The sequence below is a fragment of the Pseudescherichia vulneris NBRC 102420 genome (assembly GCF_000759795.1).
GTDB classification, from domain to species: Bacteria; Pseudomonadota; Gammaproteobacteria; order Enterobacterales; family Enterobacteriaceae; genus Pseudescherichia; species Pseudescherichia vulneris.
In genome coordinates this window covers 51,968-77,455 of sequence record NZ_BBMZ01000020.1, presented here as the reverse complement: position 1 = coordinate 77,455, position 25,488 = coordinate 51,968, and the positions used below count along the sequence as shown (strand labels likewise).

General features: G+C 55.4%; 24 protein-coding genes. 17 read left to right on the top strand and 7 right to left on the bottom strand.

What is annotated here, in order from left to right:
- Positions 1 to 160: 160 nt before the first annotated feature.
- On the top strand, positions 161 to 865 hold the full coding sequence (locus EV102420_RS15905; RefSeq protein WP_042393557.1) for a FadR/GntR family transcriptional regulator: 705 nt from the start codon (positions 161 to 163) through the stop codon (positions 863 to 865).
- Positions 866 to 876: 11 nt separating this feature from the next.
- Complete coding sequence (gene mdtD / locus EV102420_RS15900) at positions 877 to 2,274, top strand: multidrug transporter subunit MdtD (RefSeq protein WP_042393555.1); 1,398 nt, start codon at positions 877 to 879, stop codon at positions 2,272 to 2,274.
- Here the strand turns inward: mdtD and rbsR are convergent.
- From rbsR to kup, 7 genes are all read right to left on the bottom strand, one after another.
- Complete coding sequence (rbsR, locus tag EV102420_RS15895; protein WP_042393553.1) at positions 2,271 to 3,263, bottom strand: ribose operon transcriptional repressor RbsR; 993 nt, start codon at positions 3,261 to 3,263, stop codon at positions 2,271 to 2,273. The genes mdtD and rbsR overlap by 4 nt on opposite strands.
- A gap of 3 nt (positions 3,264 to 3,266) precedes the next feature.
- Entirely contained in the window at positions 3,267 to 4,196 is a 930-nt protein-coding gene (rbsK, locus tag EV102420_RS15890; RefSeq protein WP_042393551.1) for a ribokinase, read from the bottom strand.
- A 57-nt stretch (positions 4,197 to 4,253) separates the two neighbouring features.
- Positions 4,254 to 5,144, bottom strand: coding sequence for a ribose ABC transporter substrate-binding protein RbsB (rbsB, locus tag EV102420_RS15885; RefSeq protein WP_042393547.1), 891 nt, complete (start codon positions 5,142 to 5,144; stop codon positions 4,254 to 4,256).
- Between the two features lie 26 nt (positions 5,145 to 5,170).
- A complete protein-coding gene (gene rbsC / locus EV102420_RS15880; protein ID WP_042393544.1) occupies positions 5,171 to 6,136 on the bottom strand; it encodes a ribose ABC transporter permease in 966 nt (321 codons plus the stop codon).
- Positions 6,133 to 7,647, bottom strand: coding sequence for a ribose ABC transporter ATP-binding protein RbsA (gene rbsA / locus EV102420_RS15875; protein WP_042393542.1), 1,515 nt, complete (start codon positions 7,645 to 7,647; stop codon positions 6,133 to 6,135). The genes rbsC and rbsA overlap by 4 nt, the downstream gene beginning before the upstream one ends.
- Positions 7,648 to 7,654: 7 nt before the next feature.
- Positions 7,655 to 8,074 carry a D-ribose pyranase gene (rbsD, locus tag EV102420_RS15870; protein ID WP_042393538.1) on the bottom strand — a complete coding sequence of 140 codons (420 nt, stop codon included), beginning with the start codon at positions 8,072 to 8,074 and terminating at the stop codon, positions 7,655 to 7,657.
- A 186-nt stretch (positions 8,075 to 8,260) separates the two neighbouring features.
- Positions 8,261 to 10,129 (bottom strand): low affinity potassium transporter Kup, encoded by a 1,869-nt coding sequence (gene kup / locus EV102420_RS15865; RefSeq protein ID WP_042393535.1) that lies wholly within the window; start codon positions 10,127 to 10,129, stop codon positions 8,261 to 8,263.
- Positions 10,130 to 10,345: 216 nt separating this feature from the next.
- On the opposite strand from kup, the gene ravA reads away from it, so the two are divergent.
- The 15 genes from ravA (at position 10,346) to EV102420_RS15790 (ending at position 24,839) form a co-directional block, all read left to right on the top strand.
- On the top strand, positions 10,346 to 11,839 hold the full coding sequence (gene ravA / locus EV102420_RS15860; protein ID WP_042393532.1) for an ATPase RavA: 1,494 nt from the start codon (positions 10,346 to 10,348) through the stop codon (positions 11,837 to 11,839).
- Positions 11,836 to 13,287, top strand: a complete 1,452-nt coding sequence (gene viaA / locus EV102420_RS15855; protein ID WP_042393530.1) for an ATPase RavA stimulator ViaA — start codon at positions 11,836 to 11,838, stop codon at positions 13,285 to 13,287. The genes ravA and viaA overlap by 4 nt, the downstream gene beginning before the upstream one ends.
- 36 nt (positions 13,288 to 13,323) lie before the next feature.
- Complete coding sequence (gene asnC, locus EV102420_RS15850) at positions 13,324 to 13,782, top strand: transcriptional regulator AsnC (protein WP_042393528.1); 459 nt, start codon at positions 13,324 to 13,326, stop codon at positions 13,780 to 13,782.
- A 90-nt stretch (positions 13,783 to 13,872) separates the two neighbouring features.
- Positions 13,873 to 14,322, top strand: coding sequence for an FMN-binding protein MioC (gene mioC / locus EV102420_RS15845; RefSeq protein WP_042393526.1), 450 nt, complete (start codon positions 13,873 to 13,875; stop codon positions 14,320 to 14,322).
- Between the two features lie 372 nt (positions 14,323 to 14,694).
- Positions 14,695 to 16,584, top strand: coding sequence for a tRNA uridine-5-carboxymethylaminomethyl(34) synthesis enzyme MnmG (mnmG, locus tag EV102420_RS15840; protein ID WP_042393525.1), 1,890 nt, complete (start codon positions 14,695 to 14,697; stop codon positions 16,582 to 16,584).
- 116 nt (positions 16,585 to 16,700) lie between these two features.
- Positions 16,701 to 17,324, top strand: coding sequence for a 16S rRNA (guanine(527)-N(7))-methyltransferase RsmG (rsmG, locus tag EV102420_RS15835; protein ID WP_042393522.1), 624 nt, complete (start codon positions 16,701 to 16,703; stop codon positions 17,322 to 17,324).
- Between the two features lie 614 nt (positions 17,325 to 17,938).
- Complete coding sequence (gene atpI, locus EV102420_RS15830; RefSeq protein ID WP_042393520.1) at positions 17,939 to 18,319, top strand: F0F1 ATP synthase subunit I; 381 nt, start codon at positions 17,939 to 17,941, stop codon at positions 18,317 to 18,319.
- 8 nt (positions 18,320 to 18,327) lie between these two features.
- Positions 18,328 to 19,146 (top strand): F0F1 ATP synthase subunit A, encoded by an 819-nt coding sequence (gene atpB, locus EV102420_RS15825; protein ID WP_042393517.1) that lies wholly within the window; start codon positions 18,328 to 18,330, stop codon positions 19,144 to 19,146.
- A 50-nt stretch (positions 19,147 to 19,196) separates the two neighbouring features.
- Positions 19,197 to 19,436: a F0F1 ATP synthase subunit C gene (gene atpE, locus EV102420_RS15820; protein WP_000429386.1), complete on the top strand. Its 240-nt coding sequence runs from the start codon at positions 19,197 to 19,199 to the stop codon at positions 19,434 to 19,436.
- Between the two features lie 62 nt (positions 19,437 to 19,498).
- Complete coding sequence (gene atpF, locus EV102420_RS15815) at positions 19,499 to 19,969, top strand: F0F1 ATP synthase subunit B (RefSeq protein ID WP_042393514.1); 471 nt, start codon at positions 19,499 to 19,501, stop codon at positions 19,967 to 19,969.
- A gap of 14 nt (positions 19,970 to 19,983) precedes the next feature.
- Positions 19,984 to 20,517: a F0F1 ATP synthase subunit delta gene (gene atpH / locus EV102420_RS15810; protein ID WP_042393511.1), complete on the top strand. Its 534-nt coding sequence runs from the start codon at positions 19,984 to 19,986 to the stop codon at positions 20,515 to 20,517.
- 12 nt (positions 20,518 to 20,529) lie between these two features.
- Positions 20,530 to 22,071, top strand: coding sequence for a F0F1 ATP synthase subunit alpha (gene atpA, locus EV102420_RS15805; protein WP_042393509.1), 1,542 nt, complete (start codon positions 20,530 to 20,532; stop codon positions 22,069 to 22,071).
- 50 nt (positions 22,072 to 22,121) lie between these two features.
- On the top strand, positions 22,122 to 22,985 hold the full coding sequence (gene atpG, locus EV102420_RS15800) for a F0F1 ATP synthase subunit gamma (protein WP_042393507.1): 864 nt from the start codon (positions 22,122 to 22,124) through the stop codon (positions 22,983 to 22,985).
- 31 nt (positions 22,986 to 23,016) lie between these two features.
- Positions 23,017 to 24,399: a F0F1 ATP synthase subunit beta gene (gene atpD / locus EV102420_RS15795; protein ID WP_042393505.1), complete on the top strand. Its 1,383-nt coding sequence runs from the start codon at positions 23,017 to 23,019 to the stop codon at positions 24,397 to 24,399.
- A 20-nt stretch (positions 24,400 to 24,419) separates the two neighbouring features.
- Positions 24,420 to 24,839 (top strand): F0F1 ATP synthase subunit epsilon, encoded by a 420-nt coding sequence (locus EV102420_RS15790; RefSeq protein ID WP_042393503.1) that lies wholly within the window; start codon positions 24,420 to 24,422, stop codon positions 24,837 to 24,839.
- Positions 24,840 to 25,488: the final 649 nt, after the last annotated feature.

The following is a 25,488-nucleotide window of genomic DNA, read 5'->3' as shown; positions in this document are numbered from 1 at the left end:
GGGCTGACAAGACTTAAATGCAAAAAAGTTTTCAAGCGCACTATTTTTCATCAAGACGTCTTAAAAACCATCACAATCGGCTGCATTTGTTGAATTTTGCGCCGATAACCTGTGTCAGGTGGCATACTGAAAGAGATAAATAGAAGAAGGAATATGATATATGCCATTAAGCGCACAGCATTTAGCCGCTCAGAAAAACCTTTCTTATGTTCTGGCAGAGAAGCTGGCCCAGCGGATCTTAACCGGTGAGTATGCGCCAGGCTCAATTCTACCCGCAGAGATGGAGCTAGGGGAGGAGTTTGGCGTAAGCCGAACGGCAGTCAGGGAGGCAGTAAAAACATTAACGGCGAAGGGGATGGTGCTGCCGCGCCCACGTATCGGTACGCGCGTTATGCCCAAGGGAAGTTGGAACTTCCTCGATCAGGAGCTGCTCTCCTGGTGGATGACCGACAATAACTTCCAGGAGGTGATTAACCACTTTCTGGTTTTGCGCAGTACGCTAGAGCCTCAGGCCTGCAGGCTGGCGGCCGAGTTGGGCAGCGCCGAGCAGAAAGCGCATCTGAATACGCTGATGGAAGAGATGGTGGAGTTAAACCAACATTTTCATCGCGAACGCTGGTTAGATGTGGATACTGCCTGGCACGAACATATCTATGCGATGAGCAGTAATCCCTTCCTGTCGTCGTTTGCCACACTGTTTCACTCGGTTTATCACACCTACTTCAACTCTATTACCCATAATGAAGTGGTTAAACTTGAAAATCATCAAGCTATTGTGGATGCCATTCAGGATAGCGATGGCGAACGCGCCTTCAGCGCATGTCAGGCGTTGCTTAACACGCCTCACCCGCCGGAGACTAAATAACAGGACGCAGTATGACCAAGAAAAAAGCACGCAGCATGGCGGGTTTGCCATGGATTGCGGCGATGGCCTTCTTTATGCAGGCGTTGGACGCCACTATTCTCAATACCGCGCTACCGGCTATAGCGCAAAGTCTTAACCGCTCCCCACTGGCGATGCAGTCGGCGATTATCAGCTATACCCTGACCGTCGCGATGTTGATCCCGGTCAGCGGCTGGCTGGCGGACCGTTTCGGTACGCGGCGCATCTTTATGCTGGCGGTTTCGCTCTTCACTCTGGGATCGCTGGCCTGCGCGCTATCAAACTCACTGGGGATGCTGGTTGTTTTTCGCATCGTGCAGGGGATAGGCGGCGCAATGATGATGCCAGTTGCCCGTCTCGCACTGCTGCGAGCCTATCCGCGCAGTGAATTACTCCCGGTACTCAACTTTGTCACCATGCCAGGCCTGGTAGGCCCCATTCTTGGCCCGGTTCTGGGCGGGGTGCTGGTCACCTGGGCCAGCTGGCACTGGATATTCCTGATCAACATTCCGATTGGCATTGCCGGGCTGTTCTACGCGCGTAAATATATGCCGGACTTTACTACGCCGCGCCGCCGTTTCGACATGAGCGGTTTTCTGCTGTTCGGCGTAAGCCTTGTGCTCTTCTCCATCGGTATTGAGCTGTTTGGTGAGAAACTGGTGGCCAGCTGGCTGGCGCTCATCATTATCTTCAGCAGCATCGTGCTGTTCTATGCCTATATCCGTCACGCTCGCCATCATCCCTCGCCGCTGATTTCCCTACCGATATTCAAAACTCGCACCTTCTCGGTTGGGATTGCGGGCAACATCGCCTCGCGCCTTGGTACCGGCTGCGTTCCTTTCCTGATGCCGCTGATGCTTCAGGTCGGCTTCGGCTATACGGCACTTATTGCGGGCTGCATGATTGCACCTACCGCGCTAGGGTCAATTCTGGCGAAATCCACCGTGACTCAGGTATTACGCTGGTTCGGCTATCGCAAAACGCTGTTTGGCATAACGGTCATCATTGGCGTCATGATTGCGCAGTTTGCGCTTCAGTCGCCGTCGATGGAGGTGTGGCTGCTGATCCTGCCGCTCTTTATATTAGGAATGGCGATGTCCACGCAGTTCACGGCCATGAACACCATTACGCTTGCCGACCTAACCGACGAGAACGCCAGCAGCGGTAACAGCGTATTGGCCGTTACCCAACAGCTATCGATTAGCCTTGGCGTTGCCGTCAGCGCGGCAGTACTGCGGTTTTATGAAGGGTTTGAGAGCGCCAATACCATTGAGCAGTTCCACTACACCTTTATTACCATGGGCGTGATCACCCTGATATCGGCATCCGTCTTCCTGTTGCTCAAACCGAAAGATGGGCGGAACCTGATTAAGGAGCGGCACAAGCCTTAAGCGGAGCCGCGCGTCATCAGCACCGGCGTCAGCTGTAGCCGCTGCTGGGAAAGGGTCGGATCGGCAATGCGGTGGGTCAGGACATCGATCGCCAGCTCACCCAGTTCATCCTTAGGCTGATGAACGGTGGTGAGCGGCGGCGTCATGTAGCGTGCCAGCTCAATATCGTCGTAACCGATAATGGCCATATCGTCCGGGACCTTAAGTCCCGCCTGATACAGCGCCTGATAAGCGCCAACGGCCATCGCATCGTTTCCGATAAATACGGCCTGAGGCCGCTCCTGCTGCGCCAGCAGCGCCTGCATGGCTGCTACGCCACCGCCGAACTCAAAATCACCGATAATCTCATCGCCTTCACGCACGGTCAGCCCTGCCCGGGCCATTGCCGCGCGATACCCTTCCAGACGTAACCGCGCAGGGGTTTTATCCAGCGGGCCGGTAATGCAGGCGATACGGGTGAAGCCTTTATCAATCAGATACTGGGTGGCCATATCGCCGCCCAGCAGCGAGTTGTCCTGAATGATATCGATATCGCCCTCAAAGGGGGCCCAGTCCATCATGACGGTGGGAATAGAGGGATAGCGCTGGATAATCTCCCGCGAAAGCTGATGCGTCTCGGTACAGAGCACCAGCAGCCCGTCGACGCGCTTTTGCATCAGCGTCTCCAGGTTACGGTTCATCCGCTCTTCATCGCCTTCGGTATTACAGAGCACCAGACTATAGCCACGTTCGAAACAGCTGCGCTCAACGCCGCGCACCAGTTCAGAGAAGAAGGGGTTGGAGCTGGCGGTGATCAGCATCCCAATAGTGCGCGTCTGCTTGAGCTTGAGACTGCGCGCCAATGCCGAAGGAGCGTAGTTAAGGCTTTTGATCGCCTCTTCCACCTTTTCCCGAATCGCGTCGCTGACAAAGCGATCGTTATTGATGACGTGCGAAACCGTCGAGGTGGAAACGCCCGCCAGGCGGGCAACGTCCTTCATGGTGGCCACGCTTTACCCCTGCTGACTCAAGAAATCGTTGATCTCGTTACGCCATGGCACAGAGGGCTGCGCGCCTTTGCGCGTGACGGCAATCGCCGCCGCCGCATGGGCAAACACAATGGCCTCATCAAGCGGCTTATCCTCCAGCAGCGCGGTCACCAGTGCGCCGTTAAAGGTATCACCCGCCGCAATCGTATCAATGGCGTTGACCTTAAAGCCCGGCACCCGGCGGCCCTCACCGTTGACGCTGGCCCATACGCCGCGGCTGCCAAGGGTAACGATCACCGTACCGATGCCTTTATCGTGCAGCGCGAGCGCCGCTCGCTCGGCATCGCTGTCGCTTTCTACGCGAATGCCCGTCAGCTTTTCCGCTTCGGTTTCATTCGGGGTGATAATGTCCACCAGCGCCAGCAGCTCGTCAGATAATACACGCGCCGGTGCCGGGTTCAGTACGACAGTGGTATGATTTTCATGGGCAATTTTCGCGGCGGCCAGCACGCTTTCGACCGGCGTCTCCAGCTGCATCAGCAGCGCGTCCGCGTCGGTAATCAGCGCCTGCTGAGCGGCAACCCGCTCGGGAGAGAGGGCAGCGTTGGCTCCCGCATGAATACCGATGACATTCTCCCCTTCGCCATTAACAAAGATCAGCGCGACGCCGGTAGACTCCTCGTCAACCACGCTCACGGGCGCAACGTTAATGTTATCGTTGACCAGCTGGGCGCGGATCCGCTCGCCGGTATCGTCGCTGCCGGTGCAGGCGATAAATGCAATATGCGCTCCGCTGCGCCCGGCGGCCACCGCCTGGTTTGCCCCTTTACCGCCAAAGGCAACCTGGTAATGGGTTCCGGTCACGGTTTCGCCCGGCATCGGGAAAGCGTCAAGGTTGAGAATGTGATCGGCATTGATGCTGCCAAGGACAACGAGCTTACCTGCTGTTTTCATGGGGGGATCATCCTGTAAGGTACGCCACCGTGTGGTGGCGTAAGCCTTAAAACGTGATTACTGTTTAATAACCAGCTTCAGGTCAACCGGGTATTTCGCCTGGACCTTTTCGCCTTTCAGTACTTTATCAGCAGTTTCAACGCCTTTCGCGCCGATCTGCTCCGGCAGCTGGGCAATGGTTGCCGCCAGCTTGCCGTCGTTTACCGCTTTCTCACCGTCCGGCGTGCCGTCGAAGCCCACCACCATTACGTCGGATTTACCCGCCGTCTGCAGCGCGCGCAGCGCACCCAGCGCCATCTCATCGTTCTGAGCAAATACGGCCTGCACATCAGGATGCGCGGTCAGCAGGTTCTGCATCACGTTCAGCCCTTTGGTACGGTCGAAATCTGCCGGCTGGCTGGCCAGCACGTTAAATTTATGCGCCGTCACGGCCTGCTGGAAGCCCTCGCCGCGCTCGCGAGCGGCGGAGGTGCCTGCAATACCCTGCAGCTCAATCACCTTCGCGTTTTCACCGGCTTTCTTGGCGATGTAATCACCGGCAATTTTGCCGCCCAGCACGTTATCAGAGGCGATATGGCTCACGACTTCACCTTTGGCCGCTACGCGGTCCAGGGTGATCACCGGGATTTTAGCCTGGTTCGCCATCTTCACGGCGTTACCGACTGCATCAGAATCGGTCGGGTTGATCAGCAGGATTTTAGTGCCGCGCACGGTCAGGTCCTGCACGTTAGCCAGCTCTTTCGCCGGGTTGTTCTGGGAATCCAGCACCACCAAGTTATAGCCCAGCTTGTCGGCCTCTTTCTGTGCGCCATCCTTCAGCGAAACAAAAAATGGGTTGTTCAGGGTAGAGATCACCAGCGCAATGGTGTCTTTCGCCATTGCGTTTGCGCTCACGGTTGCACTCAGTGCGACAGCAGAGACCAGAGTAGCCAGTTTTTTCATGTTCATAATCAGATGTCCTGTAATGTCATTTATTACTGCTTTTTGTTGTCTACCAGCACCGCCAGCAAAATCACCACTGCCTTAACGATCATCTGGTAATAGGAGGAAACACCCAGCAAGTTCAGTCCGTTGTTCAGGAAACCAAGGATCAGTGCACCAATCAGCGTACCTACAATACGTCCTTTACCCCCCGCGAGGCTGGTACCGCCTAAGACAACCGCAGCGATGGCATCCAGCTCGTAGCCGGTACCGGCCGTAGGTTGTGCAGAGGAGAGGCGCGCCACTTCAATGATGCCCGCCAGCGACGCCAGCAGGCCACTCAGGGAGTAGACGATGATTTTGACTTTATTGACGCTGATCCCGGAGAGGCGCGTGGCCGCTTCGTTACCGCCCAGGGCGTAGATATAGCGGCCCAGGCGGGTGTGGTGCAGCATATACCACGCGGCCAGGAAGACGATACCCATGATCCATACCGGCGTCGGGATACCCAGCGGACGGCCAATACCAAACCAGCCAAAGAGATCGGCGTTATCGGTAAAGCCGGTATTTACCGGGCTGCCGTTGGTATAGACCATGGTCACACCGCGCAGCAGCAGCATCATAACCAGCGTGGCGATAAACGCCTGTACCCGGCCTTTCGCGACAATCACCCCGGTCATTGCCCCTATCGCAGCGCCCAGCGCCAGCGCGGCCGCAATGGCCACCAGCGCGTTAACTTCCATTCCGACAATCGAGGCCGCCACCGCGCCGGTGAGCGCCAACAGCGAGCCCACGGAGAGATCGATCCCCGAGGTCAGGATCACCAGCGTCATCCCCACCGCCATAATGGCGTTCACCGAGGTCTGCTGCAGAATGTTAAACAGGTTATTGATGGTGAAAAAGTTAGGGCTCATCGTGGAGACAATCGCAATCAGCACCAGCAGGGCAATCAGCGATTTTTGTTCCATCAGCCACGCCTTATTAACGTAGCGGCGGGGGGTAACGGTCTGGGTACTCATATCGTTGACTCCTGGGTCTCGCGATTTAGCTTGCCGACGGCGGCGGCCATCAGCACTTCCTGGGTTGCCTGCTCACGGGTGAACTCGCCACCCAACTCTCCTTCATGCATCACCATGATGCGATCGCTCATGCCAAGCACCTCTGGCATTTCTGACGACACCAGAATGATGCTCAGCCCATCCGCTTTAAACTGGTTGATGAGCTGATAGATCTCTTTTTTGGCACCGACGTCCACGCCGCGCGTGGGTTCGTCGAGAATGAGCACCTTCGGGCGCGTCATCAGCCCGCGGGCGATAGCGATTTTTTGCTGGTTGCCGCCGGAGAGCAGGCCGATAGGCTGCTCCATAGAGGGCGTTTTGACGTTAAACAGGCGGATAAAGTCGCTCACCGCCTGCTGCTCATCGCTATGTTTCAGGCTACCGCCGCTGCGGCTAAAGTAGCGCAGCGCGGTCAGGGACATGTTCTCTTTCACTGACATGCCCAGCACCAGGCCATCGCGCTTACGATCCTCTGAGATATAGACGATACCGTTGGCCAGGCCATCCTGCGGCGAACGGGTCACCACCTCACGACCGTCGAGGGTAACGGTGCCGCCGGTACGCGACAGCGCGCCATACAGCACCTTCATCAGTTCGGTACGTCCTGCGCCCATCAGTCCGGCGACGCCGAGGATTTCACCCTGGCGCAGGGTAAAGGAGACATCGTTCACCCCCGGTCCGCTCAGGTTATCGACCTTCAGGCGCATCTCACCCGGTGCTTTATCAAGATGTGGATACTGATCTTCCAGCTTGCGTCCCACCATCATCTCAATCAGCGTATCTTCCGTGAGCGAGTTAACCTCACGCTCGGCGATAAACTGCCCGTCACGGAAGACGGTCACGTCATCGCAAATCTCGAAAATCTCTTTCATACGGTGGGAGATATAGACAATGCCGCGCCCCTGGGATTTCAGCTCGCGGATCACGCGAAACAGGGAGTCGGTTTCGGTATCGGTGAGAGCATCGGTCGGCTCATCCATTACGATGACCTTCGACTCAAAGCTCAGCACCTTAGCGATCTCGACCATCTGCTGGTCGCCAATGGAGAGATCCCCCACCAGCCTGTCGCTCTTAAAGCGCAGGTTAAGTTTCGCCAGCAGAACGTCCGCTTCGGCATACATCTTTTTCCAGTCGATTTTGCCAAAGCGGTTAACAAACTCACGGCCTAAAAAGATGTTTTCGGCGATGGTCAGCTGCGGGATCAGGTTTAGCTCCTGATGGATAATCCCAATCCCTGCCTCCTGCGACGATTTTGGTCCGTTGAAGGTCGTCTCCTGACCCAGCCACAGCAGCGAACCGGCATCGCGGGTATAGATCCCGGTTAACACTTTCATCATGGTGGATTTGCCCGCGCCGTTCTCGCCCACCAGCGCCATTACGCGGCCAGGGTAGACGTTAAGCGCTGCGCCGGAGAGGGCTTTTACGCCGGGGAACGCTTTATCGATCCCCTTAAGCTGAAGTAGTGCGTCCATGATGGCCTCAGAAGGTGACGCCAGCACAGAGAATGATATTCGCATACGGGGAGCACTCCCCGCTGCGAATAACCGCCTGGCTTGCTGCGGTGTGTTGTTTAAACGCTTCGTGCGTGGTGTAGCGCACTTCGATGGTATTTCCCTGGCGTTGTTGCAGTTGCTCAATATGGCTGAGCAACGCTTCGTGGAGCTGCGGATTATGCTGTTTGATTTCCGTAGCGAGAATGGCTGCCTCAACCTGCATCTCGGTGGTGACCACCTCAAGTACCTGCATAAACGAAGGTACGCCCTGGGTTAATGCCATATCGATGCGTTGCGTGCTGTGGGGAACCGGCAACCCGGCGTCGCACACCACGAGCGTATCGGTATGCCCCAGACGGGAGATAACCGATGAGATTTCAGAGTTCAGTACAGATCCTTTCTTCATTTTTTCTGGCTCCACTAGCGAAACGTTTCGCTGAGGCCAGTGTATGCCGGATAGCGTTCATTAAACCATCACCACGTTAAAGAACTGTGATCGGCATCGAAACGTTTCGCTAACGGAAATTAAAAAGGAAATGGCGATGAAGAGAGTAGGCCGGGTAAGCGAAGCGCCACCCGGCATTTGGCAGGTTTAAATCTCGACTTGGGTACCCAGCTCAATAACCCGGTTGGGTGGGATCTCGAACTGGTCCGGCGCGCGCAGGGCGTTACGCTGCAGCACCAGGTAGAGCTTGCCACGCAGGCGCAGGTACCACGGACGTTTGCCGACGATCAGCGACTCGTGAGACATAAAGAACGAGGTCTCCATCATGCGACAGCTCAGCCCCTCCAGCCCGCAGCGGTGGAAGACCTCCTCCACGTTTGGCGTCTCGCGCCAGCCGTAGCTGGCGACCACGCGCCAGAAGGTCGGCGAAAGCTGCTCGATCTGTACCCGGCGAACGTTATGCACGTAAGGCGCGTCCTCGGTGCGCAGGGTCAGCAGGATCACCCGCTCGTGCAGCACCTTGTTGTGCTTGAGGTTATGCAGCATCGCAAATGGAATGACGTTCAGCGCCCGCGACATATAGACCGCTGTGCCCGGCACCCGCACCGGCGGGGATTTCTCCAGCGAGGCGATCATCGCCTCCAGAGAGTTACCGTGCTCGTGCATCCGCCGCAGCAGACGGAAGCGCTCGCTTTTCCACGTCGTCATAATCAGGAACATGACGATACCGAGACTCAGCGGCAGCCAGCCGCCGGAAAGCAGCTTGTCGAGGTTCGCCGAGAAGAGCGGAACATCGATGCAGAGGAACACCACCAGAATCATTGCCACAAGGAACTTGTTCCAGTGCCAGTTTTTGCGCGCCACGGTGGTAGAGAGGATAGTGGTCAGCACCATCGTGCCGGTTACCGCAATACCGTATGCCGCCGCCAGATTGCTTGAACGCTCAAAGCTGACGATCACAATCACTACGGCAAAGTAGAGCAGCCAGTTAACAAAGGGAATGTAGATCTGGCCGGACTCCATCTCCGAGGTGTGAATAATGCGCATCGGCGACAGGTAGCCCAAACGCACCGCCTGGCGGGTAAGCGAGAACACGCCGGAAATCACCGCCTGGGAGGCGATAACCGTTGCCAGGGTGGCGAGAAGCAGCATCGGGATCAGCGCCCACTCCGGAGCCAGCAGGAAGAACGGGTTCTTGATCGCCTCCGGGTTTTTCAGCAGCAGCGCGCCCTGGCCGAAGTAGTTCAGCGCCAGCGACGGCAGCACCAGGCTAAACCACGCCAGGCGGATCGGCAGCTTGCCGAAGTGGCCCATGTCGGCATACAGCGCCTCTACGCCGGTGATCGACAGCACCACCGCGCCCAGCGCCACAAACGACACGGTTTTATATTCAAGGAAGAAGTGCACCGCCCACATCGGGTTCAGCGCCTGCAATACCTCAGGATTAGCGATAATCCCGCGCAGGCCCAGCACCGCCAGGATGATAAACCATGCCAGCATAATCGGCGCAAAGAGCTTACCCACCAGCCCGGTACCGTGTTTCTGGATCATAAACAGCAGCGTCAGCACCACGATGGCCAACGGGACCACCCACGTATCCAGCGAGGGCGCGATAATCTCCAGCCCCTCGATAGCCGACATCACCGAGATCGCAGGCGTGATCACCACTTCGCCATAGAAGAAGCTGCCGCCAATCAACCCCATGATCACCAGCACCGAGGTCATTCGCGCCGAGGTATTACGCCCCGCCAGCGACATCAGGGTCAAAATGCCCCCTTCACCGGCGTTATCGGCCCGCATCACGAAGGTCAGATACTTAATAGAAACAACAAAAATCAGCAGCCAGAAGATGAGTGACAGAAAGCCAAACACCGCGTCGCGTTCGACGCCAAAACCAAACTGGCCGGACAAACATTCACGAAGAGTATAAAGCGGGCTGGTTCCGATATCACCGTAGACAACCCCAATTGCTGCGAGGGTGACCGCAGACAATGATTGCTTATTATCAGTGCTCATAGACTAATCTTTTGTATGGATGACAAGTGTGCGCTTAGTCCCTTGGCCCACAAAAGCGCACAGTATGCATGATTCTTAAAGAAATCGAAGCCCTAAATGCGTCAGGGTTATCCTGACGCAAAGAATGCGAAGGCATTATTCCGTCTATTACAAGCCCTTGTTGAAACGTATACTCACTTTTGTCCACCGACAGCGGCGAAAGGATGCAGAACAATTATGGCTCACTCACATTTATTAGCAGAAAGAATTTCCCGTCTCAGCAGCGCGCTGGAAAAAGGCCTGTATGAGCGTAGCCACGCCATCCGCCTATGCCTGCTGGCTGCGCTAAGCGGGGAGAGCGTGTTTCTTCTTGGCCCGCCCGGCATTGCAAAAAGCCTTATTGCCCGCCGGCTAAAGTTTGCCTTTCAGCACGCTCGCGCTTTTGAATACCTGATGACTCGCTTTTCGACACCGGAAGAGGTTTTCGGCCCGCTGTCGATTCAAGCGCTGAAAGATGAAGGGCGCTACGAGCGTCTGACCGCGGGTTATCTGCCGGAGGCGGAGATCGTCTTCCTGGACGAAATCTGGAAAGCGGGTCCTGCTATCCTGAACACCCTGCTGACCGCCATTAACGAACGGCGGTTTCGCAACGGGGCCAGCGAAGAGAAGATCCCGATGCGTCTGCTGGTGGCAGCGTCCAATGAGCTGCCGGAAGCCGATAGCAGCCTGGAAGCGCTTTACGACCGTATGCTGATCCGCCTCTGGCTGGATAAGGTCCAGGATAAGGGAAACTTCCGTTCGATGCTGGTCAGCCAGCAGGATGAGAACGATAACCCGGTTCCAGCTTCACTCCAGATAACGGACGAGGAGTATCAGCAGTGGCAGCAGGAGATAGGTCACATTACCCTGCCCGACGCGGTATTCGAGCTAATCTTTATGCTGCGTCAGCAGCTGGATAACCTTCCCAACGCCCCCTACGTCTCTGACCGACGCTGGAAAAAGGCCATTCGCCTGCTGCAGGCCAGCGCCTTCTTCTGCGGGCGCGATGCGGTATCGCCTATCGATCTGATCCTGCTGAAAGATTGCCTGTGGCATGACGCCCAGAGCCGGGAGCTGCTCGCCCAGCAGGTCGACATATTGATGACCGGACACGCCTGGCAGCAGCAGGCCATGCTGGTCCAGCTGGGCGCCATTGCCCAACGGCGTATCCAGCTCCAGCAGCAGCAGAGCGACAAGACAGCCCTCAAAGTGCAGCGCCAGAGCGGTATGTTTAGCCGCCGTCCACACTATGAGCTGCCGCCCGATATTAGCGACGATACGCTGACCCTGCTGCTCCAGCAGCCGCTTAAGCTGCACGATATGCAGGTCGTGCACATTACCCTTGAACGCGCCCCGTTGGAGCAGTGGCTGATGAAGGGCGGAGAGATCCGCGGCAAGCTCAACGGGATTGGGTTTGCCCAGGTGCTTAATCTGGAAGTGGATGCCACCCTGCACCTGATCGTGCGCGATGTGAGTCTACAGGCCTCCCGGCTGGCGCTGCCCGGATCTTCTCAGGAGAGCGTGCCGGAGGAGATCCGGCAGCAGCTTGAAGCACTGGATAACACGTGGCACCAGCAGCATACGCGCTTCAGCGAACAGCAGAAGTGCCTGTTCATTCATAGCGACTGGTTAGGACGCATAGAAGCCAGCCTGCAGGACGTCGGTGCGCAGATCAAACAGGCTCGGCAATGATCACCCTCGACACGCTGAATGTGATGCTGGCGGTTGGCGAAGAGGGGCTCATTGAAGAGCTGATCGTCGCCCTGCTGGCCTCACCGCAGCTGGCGGTGTTCTTTGAAAAATTTCCCCGGCTCAGGCGCGCCATTACCGATGACGTACCCCGCTGGCGAGAGGCGCTAAGAGGCAGGCTAAAGGAGACGGCAGTTCCCCCGGAGCTTACCGAAGAGTTTCTCTGCTATCAGCAGACCCAGCTGCTGGCGACGCCGCAGTTTATCGTTCAGGTTCCACAGATCCTCACCCTGCTGGCGAAGGTGCACTCGCCCTATGCCGAGCAGGCCAGCCAGCTGATCGCCGATAACCCTACGCTCACCCCCGCGCTGCACACGCTCTTTTTACAGCGCTGGCGGCTAAGCCTGGTGGTGCAGGCAACGACGCTCAACCAGCAGCTGCTGGAGGAGGAGCGCGAGCAGCTCTTAAGCGAGGTTCAGGAGCGCATGAAGCTGAGCGGCCAGCTTGAGTCGGTGCTGATTGAAAATGAGAACGCCGCCGGACGGCTGTGGGACATGAGCGCCGGGCAGCTGAAACGCGGTGACTATCAGCTCATCGTCCGCTACGGCGACTTCCTTGCCGAACAGCCGGAGCTGAAACAGCTGGCCGAACAGCTTGGCCGCTCCCGGGAGGCAAAGTCAGTACCGAAAAAAGATTCACCGATGGAGACCTTCCGCACGCTGGTGCGCGAGCCAGCGTCGGTGCCGGAGCAGGTAGACGGCCTCCAGCAGAGCGATGATATTCTGCGCCTGCTGCCGCCCGAGCTTGCGACCCTCGGCATTACCGAGCTGGAGTATGAGTTCTACCGTCGGCTGGTGGAGAAGCAGCTTCTCACCTACCGACTGCACGGTGAAGCCTGGCGGGAGAAGATCACCCAACGCCCGGTGGTGCACCAGAGCGTCGATGAGCAGCCGCGGGGGCCGTTTATTATCTGTGTCGATACCTCTGGCTCGATGGGCGGTTTTAACGAACAGTGTGCGAAGGCATTCTGCCTGGCGCTAATGCGCGTGGCGCTGGCGGATAATCGGCGCTGCTATATCATGCTGTTTTCCAGCGAGGTGGTACGCTATGAGCTGTCAGGATCGCAGGGACTAGAGGAGGCGATCCGCTTCCTGAGCCAGCGCTTTCGCGGTGGGACCGATCTCGCCAGCTGCTTTCGCGCCGTGATCGAGCGGATGCAGGGCGGTGAGTGGGCAGATGCCGACGCGGTGGTGATCTCAGACTTTATCGCCCAGCGCCTGCCCGACGAGGTGGTCACTCAGATCAAAACGTTACAGCAGGTGCATCAGCACCGTTTTCACGCGGTGGCGATGTCCGCCCACGGCAAGCCGGGGATCATGCGTATTTTCGATCATATTTGGCGCTTTGACACCGGCATGCGCAGCCGCCTGCTGCGTCGCTGGAAGCGTTAATCTCAACTCAACACTGAACAACAACGGCTGAACATTATGGAAAGTTACCAGATCGACAACCTCGACCGGGGCATTCTGGAGGCGCTGATGGCCAATGCCCGCACGGCCTATGCCGAACTGGCGAAGCAGTTTGGCGTCAGCCCTGGCACCATCCACGTCCGCGTAGAGAAGATGAAACAGGCGGGCATCATCACCGGCGCGCGCATTGACGTCAGCCCGAAACAGCTCGGCTACGACGTCTGCTGCTTTATTGGCATCATTCTGAAGAGCGCCAAGGACTACCCGTCAGCGTTGGCAAAGCTGGAGAGTCTGGAAGAGGTCACCGAGGCCTACTACACCACGGGCCACTACAGCATCTTCATTAAGGTCATGTGCCGCTCGATCGATGCCCTCCAGCAGGTACTTATCAACAAGATCCAAACAATTGATGAGATCCAGTCCACCGAGACGCTGATCTCCCTGCAGAACCCGATCATGCGTACCATCCGCCCCTAGCCTGAAAAAATAATCACCACATTTTCCACAGGTAGATCCCAGCTGATTCACAGCGTACAATACCGCTCTTATTCATTGGAGCGGATCATCATGGCAGACATTACTCTCATCAGCGGTAGCACGCTGGGCGGCGCGGAATACGTTGCAGAACATCTGGCTGAGAAGCTGGAAGATGCAGGCTTCTCTACCCGCACGCTGCATGGTCCTCTGCTTGAGGATCTTCCCACCGATGGCGTATGGCTGCTGATCTCCTCTACCCATGGCGCGGGGGATCTGCCTGACAACATCCTGCCTTTATATGAAGAGCTGCAGGAGCAGCAGCCGGATCTCTCCCAGGTTCGCTTTGGTGCAGTGGGTCTCGGTAGCCGTGAGTACGATACCTTCTGTGGTGCTATTGAGAAGATGGAAGAGGTATTGAAAGGCTGCCAGGCAAAACAGATCGGCGAGACGCTAAGGATCAACGTCCTCGAACATGAGATTCCGGAGGATCCGGCCGAAATTTGGCTGGGATCGTGGATCAATTTACTGAAAGAAGTGTAAAGATCGTGCGATCAGCTGTGGGTAACTCTGGTTAAAAGCGTTGATCAACCGGTAGTTATCCACTGTATAAGGTTTGTTTAAAGTTTCGCCTGTGTATAACCCGCCTTTTTGATCCCAGCTTATACGGTGTGGGATCACCGATCTTTCACAGCAAACGATCCTCAATAACACGTTGATCTTAATAAGAGGATCCACCTTATCCACAGGAGATGGCGATCCTAATAAGAGATCATAATAAAACAGATCTTAAATAAAAAAGATCTTCTTTTAATAGTCAGGATCCCGGCACTTTCTCGATGGGCTAAAGTTGAGTAGAATCCACGGCCCGGACCCCAATCCACTTTCTAACCGCTCTGTGCGAGGCAAATCACCATGTTTTATCAGGATCCTTTTGACGTCATCATCATTGGCGGGGGTCATGCAGGTACCGAGGCTGCAATGGCCGCTGCACGTATGGGTCAGCAGACCCTCCTTCTGACACACAATATCGATACGCTAGGACAGATGTCCTGCAACCCGGCTATTGGCGGTATTGGGAAAGGACACCTGGTAAAAGAAGTGGACGCGCTGGGCGGGCTGATGGGCACCGCGATTGACCATGCCGGCATTCAGTTTAGGATACTAAACGCGAGCAAAGGCCCCGCCGTACGGGCGACCCGTGCTCAGGCGGATCGTGTGCTCTATCGCCAGGCGGTACGTACTGCGCTGGAGAACCAGCCGAACCTGATGATCTTCCAGCAGGCAGTTGAGGATCTGATCGTCGAAAACGATCGTGTTGTCGGTGCAGTGACCCAGATGGGTCTCAAATTCCGTGCGAAGTCGGTGGTACTGACGGTGGGTACCTTCCTCGACGGCAAAATTCATATCGGGCTGGATAACTACAGCGGTGGCCGAGCGGGCGATCCGCCGTCCATTTCGCTTTCACGCCGCCTGCGTGAACTGCCGCTGCGCGTAAACCGTCTGAAAACCGGCACGCCGCCGCGTATTGACGCCCGTACCATCGACTTCAGCGTTCTGGCCCAGCAGCATGGCGATAACCCGCTGCCGGTCTTCTCGTTCATGGGTAACGTTGACCAGCATCCGCGTCAGGTGCCGTGCTACATCACCTACACCAACGAGAAAACCCATGACGTGATCCGTCATAACCTCGATCGCAGCCCGATGTACGCCGGAGTGATCGAAGGGATCGGCCCACGCTACTGCCCGTCGATCGAAGACAAGGTGATGCGCTTTGCCGATCGTAACCAGCACCAGATCTTCCTCGAACCGGAAGGGCTGACCTCAAACGAAATTTATCCGAACGGCATCTCTACCAGCCTGCCGTTCGACGTACAGATGCAGATCGTCCGTTCCATGCAGGGGATGGAGAACGCGAAGATTGTGCGTCCGGGCTATGCCATCGAGTATGACTTCTTCGATCCGCGTGACCTGAAGCCGACCCTGGAGAGCAAATTTATCCAGGGCCTGTTCTTTGCCGGACAGATCAACGGCACCACCGGCTACGAAGAGGCCGCAGCGCAGGGCCTGCTGGCGGGTCTTAACGCCGCTCGTTTCTCTGCCGAGAAAGAGGGTTGGGCACCGCGCCGCGATCAGGCTTACCTGGGCGTGCTGGTGGACGATCTCTGTACCCTTGGCACCAAAGAGCCGTACCGCATGTTTACCTCCCGCGCGGAATACCGTCTGATGCTGCGTGAAGATAACGCCGACCTGCGTCTGACTGCCGCTGGCCGCGAACTGGGCCTGGTAGACGACCAGCGCTGGGCACGCTTTAACGAGAAGCTGGAGCGTATCGAACGTGAGCGTCAGCGCCTGAAGGATATTTGGGTGCACCCGCACTCTGAGCAGGTTGACGAAGTGAACGCTATCCTCAGCGCACCGCTGTCACGTGAGGCTAACGGTGAGGATCTGCTGCGCCGTCCGGAAATGACCTACAGCGGCATGGTGAACCTCTCGCCGTTTGCGCCTGGCCTTGACGATCCGCAGGCCGCTGAGCAGGTAGAGATCCAGGTTAAATACGAAGGCTACATCGCCCGCCAGCAGGATGAGATTGAAAAGCAGCTGCGTAACGAAAGCGCTATCCTGCCAGCGACCCTGGACTACCGTCAGGTGAGCGGCCTCTCCAACGAAGTGATCGCCAAGCTTAACGATCACAAACCGTCGTCTATTGGTCAGGCGTCGCGCATCTCTGGCATTACCCCTGCGGCCATCTCCATTCTGCTGGTCTGGCTGAAAAAACAGGGTATGCTGCGCCGCAGCGCCTGATTTATCATGGCTAACGCCCGGTGGCGCTGCGCTTACCGGGCCTACCGAACCCATAGCATTTGTAGGCCCGGCAAACGTAAGCGCCGCTGGGCAAATCATCAAAGACAGGTATCACCGTGCTTAACAAACTCTCTCGTCTGCTCAACGACGCAGGCATTTCGCTCACCGATCACCAGAAACAGCAACTGGTGGCCTATGTCGATATGCTCCACAAATGGAACAAGGCGTATAACCTCACCTCGGTACGCGATCCGAACGAGATGCTGATTCGCCACATTCTGGACAGCGTGGTGGTTGCGCCTCACCTGACGGGAACGCGCTTTATCGACGTAGGAACGGGTCCTGGCCTGCCTGGCGTGCCGCTGGCCATCGTTCTGCCCAAGGCGCACTTCACGCTGCTGGACAGCCTCGGCAAGCGTATTCGCTTTCTGCGCCAGGTACAGCACGAGCTGAAGATTGACAACATCGCGCCTGTGCAGAGCCGCGTAGAGGCGTTCCCGGCCGAGCCGCCGTTTGATGGCGTCATCAGCCGCGCCTTTGCCTCGCTCAATGATATGGTCAGCTGGTGTCATCACCTGCCGGCAGGGGAGGGGCGTTTTTATGCGTTGAAGGGCCAGCTGCCTGACGATGAGATTGCTCAGCTGCCGTCTGGGTTCAGCGTGGAGTCGGTGGTAAAACTGCGCGTTCCGCAGCTGGAAGGGGAACGTCATTTGGTGATCGTTAAGGCAAACCCGCTTTAATTTTTATCAAAAAATGGTAATTTTCCGCTGTAGAAAATCTGTTAAAAAAAGCGAAACAACGCAGCGGAAGATTTTTTGCTATTTAACCTTAATTTTACTGTGACTTTTCCAGCCGTTAACCTTCTATTTTGATTAACCGTGAAAATAGTCAACAGGGAAAGTATCAGGCTGCTAAAAATCAGCCCAACTAATTTTACAGAGATGTTAAATATTTATTAAGAATGTCAATAAAAGGTTTTTATTGTATATCGCGCTGTTTTAGAAAGAGTGGCCAAGATTCGCCAAAAATATCAAAAAGATGAGGCAACTTAATTTCTTATCACGAATAATATCTCTCGACCGCAAATGTTCAAATTGTGATCTGATGCACGCTTTAACATCAGTGTTGGCGCGCAATGAGCAAATTTGCACTAGCGCTCACAGTTTGTCAGAAAGTGAAAAAATAGCCCTCGGGAAATTTATTTAAACATTTATTCACCTTTTTGCTACTTATTGTTTGAAATCACGGGGCCGCACCGTATAATTTGCTCGCTTTTTGATGCTTGACTCTGAGCCGTAAAGAACGTTTTATACGACACGCGACATACCTCGAAGTGAGCAGGAGTAAAAACGTGATGTCTTTGTCGCTCTTGAGTAGAAACGTTGCTCGTAAGCTTCTGTTCATTCAGTTTCTGGCTGTGATAGTAAGTGGATTACTGTTTAGCCTCAAAGACCCCTTCTGGGGCGTCTCCGCATTATGCGGTGGACTGGCAGTCGTGCTGCCAAATATGTTGTTTATGATTTTTGCCTGGCGTCATCAGGCGCATACACCTGCTAAAGGCCGCATGGCCTGGTCCTTCGCCTTCGGTGAAGCATTCAAGGTGTTGGCAACCTTCGTGTTGCTGGTGGTGGCGCTGGCGGTTTTGAAGGCGGTTTTTTTGCCGCTGATCGTGACGTGGGTTTCGGTGCTGGTTGTACAGATACTGGCACCCGCTGTAATTAACAACAAAGGGTAAGAGGCATCATGTCTGCAGGAGAAATCTCAACACCGCAGGAGTACATCGGTCACCATCTGAACAACCTTCAGATTGACCTGCGTACGTTCTCGCTGGTGGATCCGCATAACCCCCCGGCCACATTCTGGACGCTGAACATCGACTCCATGTTCTTCTCGGTGGTTCTGGGCCTGTTGTTCCTGATGGTGTTCCGTAGCGTTGCCAAAAAGGCAACCAGCGGCGTCCCAGGAAAATTCCAGACGGCGATCGAGCTGGTCATTGGTTTTGTCCACGGTAGCGTGAAAGACATGTACCACGGCAAGAGCAAGGTGATCGCGCCGCTGGCCCTGACGATTTTCGTCTGGGTATTCCTGATGAACCTGATGGATCTGCTGCCAATCGATCTGCTGCCGTACATCGGCGAGCACATCTTCGGCCTGCCGGCGCTGCGTGTGGTTCCGTCTGCGGACGTGAACATCACCCTGTCGATGGCACTGGGCGTATTTATCCTCATTCTGTTCTACAGCATCAAAATGAAAGGCATTGGCGGCTTCACGAAAGAGCTGACGCTGCAGCCGTTCAACCACTGGGCATTTATTCCTGTCAACTTAATCCTTGAAGGGGTAAGCCTGCTGTCTAAACCGGTTTCGCTCGGTCTGCGACTGTTCGGTAACATGTATGCCGGTGAGTTGATTTTCATTCTGATTGCTGGTCTGTTGCCGTGGTGGTCACAGTGGATCCTGAATGTGCCATGGGCCATTTTCCACATCCTGATCATTACGCTGCAAGCCTTCATCTTCATGGTTCTGACGATCGTCTATCTGTCGATGGCGTCTGAAGAGCACTGATTTTTTTACCAACACTACTACGTTTTAACTGAAACAAACTGGAGACTGTCATGGAAAACCTGAATATGGATCTGCTGTACATGGCTGCCGCTGTGATGATGGGTCTGGCGGCAATCGGTGCTGCGATCGGTATCGGCATCCTTGGAGGTAAATTCCTGGAAGGCGCAGCGCGTCAACCGGATCTGATCCCTCTGCTGCGTACTCAGTTCTTTATCGTTATGGGTCTGGTGGATGCTATCCCAATGATCGCTGTAGGTCTGGGTCTGTACGTGATGTTTGCTGTCGCGTAGTAAGCGTTGCTTGATTTTTACGGGCAATATCAGAACGTTAACTAGATAAGAGGCATTGTGCTGTGAATCTTAACGCAACAATCCTCGGCCAGGCCATCGCGTTTGTCCTTTTCGTTCTGTTCTGCATGAAGTATGTATGGCCGCCGTTGATTGCTGCCATCGAAAAACGTCAAAAAGAGATTGCTGACGGTCTTGCTTCTGCTGAACGAGCTAAAAAGGATCTGGACCTTGCACAGGCCAACGCGACCGACCAGCTGAAAAAGGCGAAAGCGGAAGCCCAGGTAATCATTGAGCAGGCGAACAAACGCCGTGCCCAGATCCTGGACGAAGCCAAAACCGAAGCAGAGCAGGAACGTACTAAAATCGTGGCGCAGGCGCAGGCAGAAATTGATGCCGAACGTAAGCGCGCTCGCGAAGAGCTGCGTAAGCAGGTTGCGGTCCTGGCTGTTGCTGGCGCCGAGAAGATCATCGAACGTTCCGTGGATGAAGCTGCTAACAGCGACATCGTGGACAAACTTGTCGCTGAACTGTAAGGAGGGAGGGGCTGATGTCTGAATTTGTTACGGTAGCTCGCCCCTACGCCAAAGCAGCTTTTGACTTTGCCGTCGAACACCAGAGTGTAGAGCGCTGGCAGGATATGCTGGCGTTTGCCGCCGAGGTGACAAAAAACGAACAAATGGCAGAGCTTCTCTCCGGTGCGATAGCACCGGAAGCGCTCGCTAAGTCGTTTATCGCAGTATGTGGAGAGCAACTGGACGCCAACGGCCAGAACCTGATTAAGGTGATGGCAGAGAACGGTCGTCTAAATGCGCTCCCTGATGTTCTTGAGCAGTTTATTCAATTGCGTGCAGCCAGCGAGGCTACCGCTGAGGTTGAAGTCACCTCGGCAACCGCACTGAGTGAAGAACAGCTTTCGAAAATCAGCGTCGCGATGGAAAAACGTCTGTCACGCAAAGTGAAGCTGAATTGCAAAATCGATAAGTCTGTGATGGCAGGCGTTATCATCCGTGCGGGTGATATGGTCATTGATGGCAGCGTACGCGGCCGTCTTGAACGCCTCGCAGACGTCTTGCAGTCTTAAGGGGACTGGAGCATGCAACTGAATTCCACCGAAATCAGCGAACTGATCAAGCAGCGCATTGCTCAGTTCAATGTTGTGAGTGAAGCTCACAATGAAGGTACTATTGTTTCTGTAAGTGACGGTGTTATCCGTATCCACGGTCTTGCTGACTGTATGCAGGGTGAGATGATCTCCCTGCCGGGTAACCGTTACGCTATCGCACTGAACCTGGAGCGCGACTCCGTCGGTGCCGTAGTTATGGGTCCGTATGCTGACCTCGCCGAAGGCACAAAGGTTAAGTGTACCGGCCGTATTCTGGAAGTGCCGGTCGGCCGTGGCCTGCTGGGCCGCGTGGTAAACACCCTGGGTGCGCCAATCGACGGTAAAGGTCCGGTAGAACACGATGGCTTCTCGCCTATCGAAGTTATCGCACCGGGCGTAATCGAACGTCAGTCCGTCGACCAGCCGGTTCAGACCGGTTATAAGTCCGTTGATGCCATGATCCCAATCGGCCGTGGCCAGCGTGAGCTGATCATCGGCGACCGTCAGACCGGTAAAACCGCGATGGCAATCGATGCGATCATCAACCAGCGTGACTCCGGCATCAAGTGTGTGTACGTGGCTATCGGCCAGAAAGCGTCCACCATCGCTAACGTAGTGCGTAAGCTGGAAGAGCACGGTGCTCTCTCCAACACTATCGTTGTGGTGGCTACCGCGTCTGAATCCGCTGCGCTGCAGTACCTGTCACCGTATGCTGGCTGCGCCATGGGCGAATACTTCCGTGACCGCGGTGAAGATGCACTGATCGTGTACGATGACCTGTCCAAACAGGCCGTTGCTTACCGTCAGGTCTCCCTGCTGCTGCGTCGTCCGCCAGGACGTGAAGCATTCCCGGGCGACGTGTTCTACCTCCACTCCCGTCTGCTGGAGCGCGCATCCCGCGTAAACGCTGAGTACGTTGAGAACTTCACCAAAGGTGAAGTAAAAGGTAAAACCGGCTCCCTGACCGCGCTGCCGATCATCGAAACCCAGGCGGGTGACGTTTCTGCGTTCGTTCCGACCAACGTAATCTCGATTACCGACGGTCAGATCTTCCTGGAAACCAACCTGTTTAACTCCGGTATTCGTCCGGCGGTTAACCCGGGTATCTCCGTATCCCGTGTGGGTGGTGCTGCTCAGACCAAGATCATCAAGAAACTGTCCGGTGGTATCCGTACCGCACTGGCACAGTATCGTGAACTGGCTGCGTTCTCCCAGTTCGCATCCGATCTGGATGAAGCAACCCGTAAACAGCTGAGCCACGGTCAGAAAGTGACCGAACTGCTGAAGCAGAAACAGTACGCTCCAATGTCTGTTGCGCAGCAGGGTCTGGTGCTGTTCGCGGCTGAACGCGGTTACCTCGAAGATGTGGAACTGGCGAAAATCGGTAGCTTCGAAGCCGCTCTGCTGGCTTACGTTGACCGTGACCACGCTCCGCTGATGCAAGAGATCAACCAGTCCGGTGGCTATAACGACGAAATCGAAGGCAAGCTGAAAGGCATCCTCGATTCCTTCAAAGCAACCCAGTCCTGGTAACGTCTGGCGGTCTGTCCTAGGGCAGACCGCAAGGCATTGAGGAGAAGCTCATGGCCGGCGCAAAAGAGATACGTAGTAAGATCGCAAGCGTCCAGAACACGCAGAAGATCACTAAAGCGATGGAGATGGTCGCCGCTTCCAAAATGCGTAAATCGCAGGACAGAATGGCAGCCAGCCGTCCTTATGCAGACACCATGCGCAAAGTGATTGGTCACCTTGCTCACGGTAATCTGGAATATAAGCACCCTTACCTGGAAGAACGCGACGTTAAGCGCGTGGGCTACCTGGTGGTGTCTACCGACCGTGGTCTGTGCGGTGGCTTGAACATTAACCTGTTCAAAAAACTGCTGGCGGATATGAAAGCGTGGTCCGACAAGGGCGTTCAGAGCGAACTCGCGATGATCGGCTCGAAGGGCGTCTCGTTCTTCAACTCCGTAGGCGGCAACGTTGTCGCTCAGGTAACCGGCATGGGGGATAACCCCTCCCTGTCCGAACTGATCGGCCCGGTAAAAGTGATGTTGCAGGCCTACGACGAAGGTCGTCTGGACAAGCTTTACATCGTCAGCAACAAATTTATCAACACCATGTCCCAGTCTCCGACTATCACCCAGCTGCTGCCGCTGCCGGCATCAGAGGATGACGATCTGAAACATAAAGCATGGGATTACCTGTACGAGCCCGATCCGAAAGCGCTGCTGGATACCCTGCTGCGTCGTTACGTCGAGTCGCAGGTGTATCAGGGTGTTGTAGAAAACCTGGCCAGCGAGCAGGCCGCGCGTATGGTGGCGATGAAAGCCGCAACCGATAACGGCGGTAGCCTGATTAAAGAGTTGCAGTTGGTTTACAACAAAGCTCGTCAGGCCAGCATAACTCAGGAACTCACCGAAATCGTCGGTGGCGCGTCTGCGGTTTAACCAGGTTTAGGAAATTCGTAGAGGATTCAAGATGGCTACTGGAAAAGTTGTCCAGGTAATCGGCGCCGTGGTGGACGTCGAGTTCCCGCAGGACGCCGTACCGAACGTGTACGACGCCCTCGAAGTGACAAATGGTAATGAGCGTCTGGTGCTGGAAGTTCAGCAGCAGCTCGGCGGCGGTATCGTACGTACCATCGCTATGGGTTCTTCCGACGGTCTGCGTCGTGGTCTGGAAGTTCAGGACCTCGAGCACCCGATCGAAGTGCCGGTAGGTAAAGCGACCCTGGGTCGTATCATGAACGTACTGGGTCAGCCGATCGATATGAAAGGCGACATCGGTGAAGAAGAGCGTTGGGCTATTCACCGTGCAGCACCGTCCTATGAAGAGCTCTCCAGCTCTCAGGAACTGCTGGAAACCGGCATCAAGGTTATCGACCTGATGTGTCCGTTCGCCAAGGGCGGTAAAGTCGGCCTGTTCGGCGGCGCGGGCGTGGGTAAAACCGTAAACATGATGGAGCTGATCCGTAACATCGCGATCGAGCACTCCGGTTACTCCGTGTTTGCAGGCGTGGGTGAGCGTACTCGTGAGGGTAACGACTTCTACCACGAGATGACCGACTCCAACGTTCTGGACAAAGTATCCCTGGTGTACGGCCAGATGAACGAGCCGCCGGGAAACCGTCTGCGCGTGGCACTGACCGGCCTGACCATGGCTGAGAAGTTCCGTGACGAAGGTCGTGACGTTCTGCTGTTCGTTGACAACATCTATCGTTACACCCTGGCCGGTACGGAAGTATCTGCACTGCTGGGCCGTATGCCTTCAGCGGTAGGTTACCAGCCGACGCTGGCGGAAGAGATGGGCGTTCTGCAGGAGCGTATCACCTCCACCAAAACCGGTTCTATCACCTCCGTACAGGCGGTATACGTACCTGCGGATGACTTGACTGACCCATCTCCAGCCACCACCTTTGCGCACCTTGACGCAACCGTGGTACTGAGCCGTCAGATCGCGTCTCTGGGTATCTACCCGGCCGTTGACCCGCTGGACTCTACCAGCCGTCAGCTGGATCCGCTGGTGGTTGGCCAGGAGCACTACGACACCGCGCGTGGCGTACAGTCTATCCTGCAGCGTTACCAGGAGCTGAAAGACATCATCGCCATCCTGGGTATGGATGAGCTGTCTGAAGAAGACAAACTGGTGGTAGCACGCGCTCGTAAGATCCAGCGCTTCCTGTCCCAGCCGTTCTTCGTGGCAGAAGTCTTTACCGGTTCTCCGGGCAAATACGTCTCCCTGAAAGACACTATCCGTGGCTTTAAAGGCATTATGGAAGGCGAGTACGATCACCTGCCAGAGCAGGCGTTCTACATGGTGGGTTCCATCGACGAAGCCGTGGAAAAAGCCAAAAAACTTTAACGCCTTAATCGGAGGGTGATATGGCAATGACTTACCACCTGGACGTGGTCAGCGCAGAGCAACAGATGTTCTCTGGTCTGGTCGAGAAAATCCAGGTAACGGGTAGCGAAGGTGAACTGGGGATTTTCCCGGGTCACGCCCCGCTGCTCACCGCCATTAAGCCTGGTATGATCCGCATCGTGAAACAGCACGGTCATGAAGAGTTTATCTATCTGTCTGGTGGCGTACTTGAAGTACAGCCGGGCACCGTGACCGTACTGGCTGATACCGCGATTCGTGGCCAGGATCTCGACGAAGCGCGAGCCCTGGAGTCGAAGCGTAAAGCAGAAGAGCACATTAAGAGCTCGCACGGCGACGTGGATTACGCTCAGGCGTCTGCGGAGCTGGCCAAAGCTATTGCGAAACTGCGCGTTATCGAGTTGACCAAAAAAGCGATGTAACACCGGCTTGAACGTACGAAGCCAGTCTGGTCTCCAGGCTGGCTTTTTTTATGCCTGCGCGTTGGCTTTAAGGATTATTGAAAAGGTGTTTTATCTTTTTTGTGATTTTCATCACAAAAATGTTGATCGATTAATCAACACGGCGTAGACTTATTTTTGTGAAGTAAGTCACGCTAATGAATCCATCGACCGGGAAAACATCATGAAACTGATTAACAAAATCATCGCTTTCTTCAATAACATGAACGTTTCTTTTGGTACGTTTAATCTGTAATGACTAAAAATACCGCCGATTAAAACTACGATCGCTGACGGTATAAACAGAACATAACAAGGGCTGCCTACCGGGCGGCCTTTGTGTTTTATATTCCTCGACAAATATCGCCCGATCGACCTGGATTCTCCTCTTCGGGATCCCCTTATACTCACCTTCAATTTGCGCCGAAGCGGCAGCGGATCTACTGCGCTCTCTTTATTCAGGCAACGAAAGAAACGTAAAAACATCAGCATAGCGAGTTCATACGCAGCAATATGTACGCTTTATGCAGCAATTCGTTTTATGATGGGCCAAAATAGGGGGATCAGCGCGGGTAAAAGATGCCAAATGCACATTTTATACGCACCCCATTTCACGTTGAAAAAAATGTAG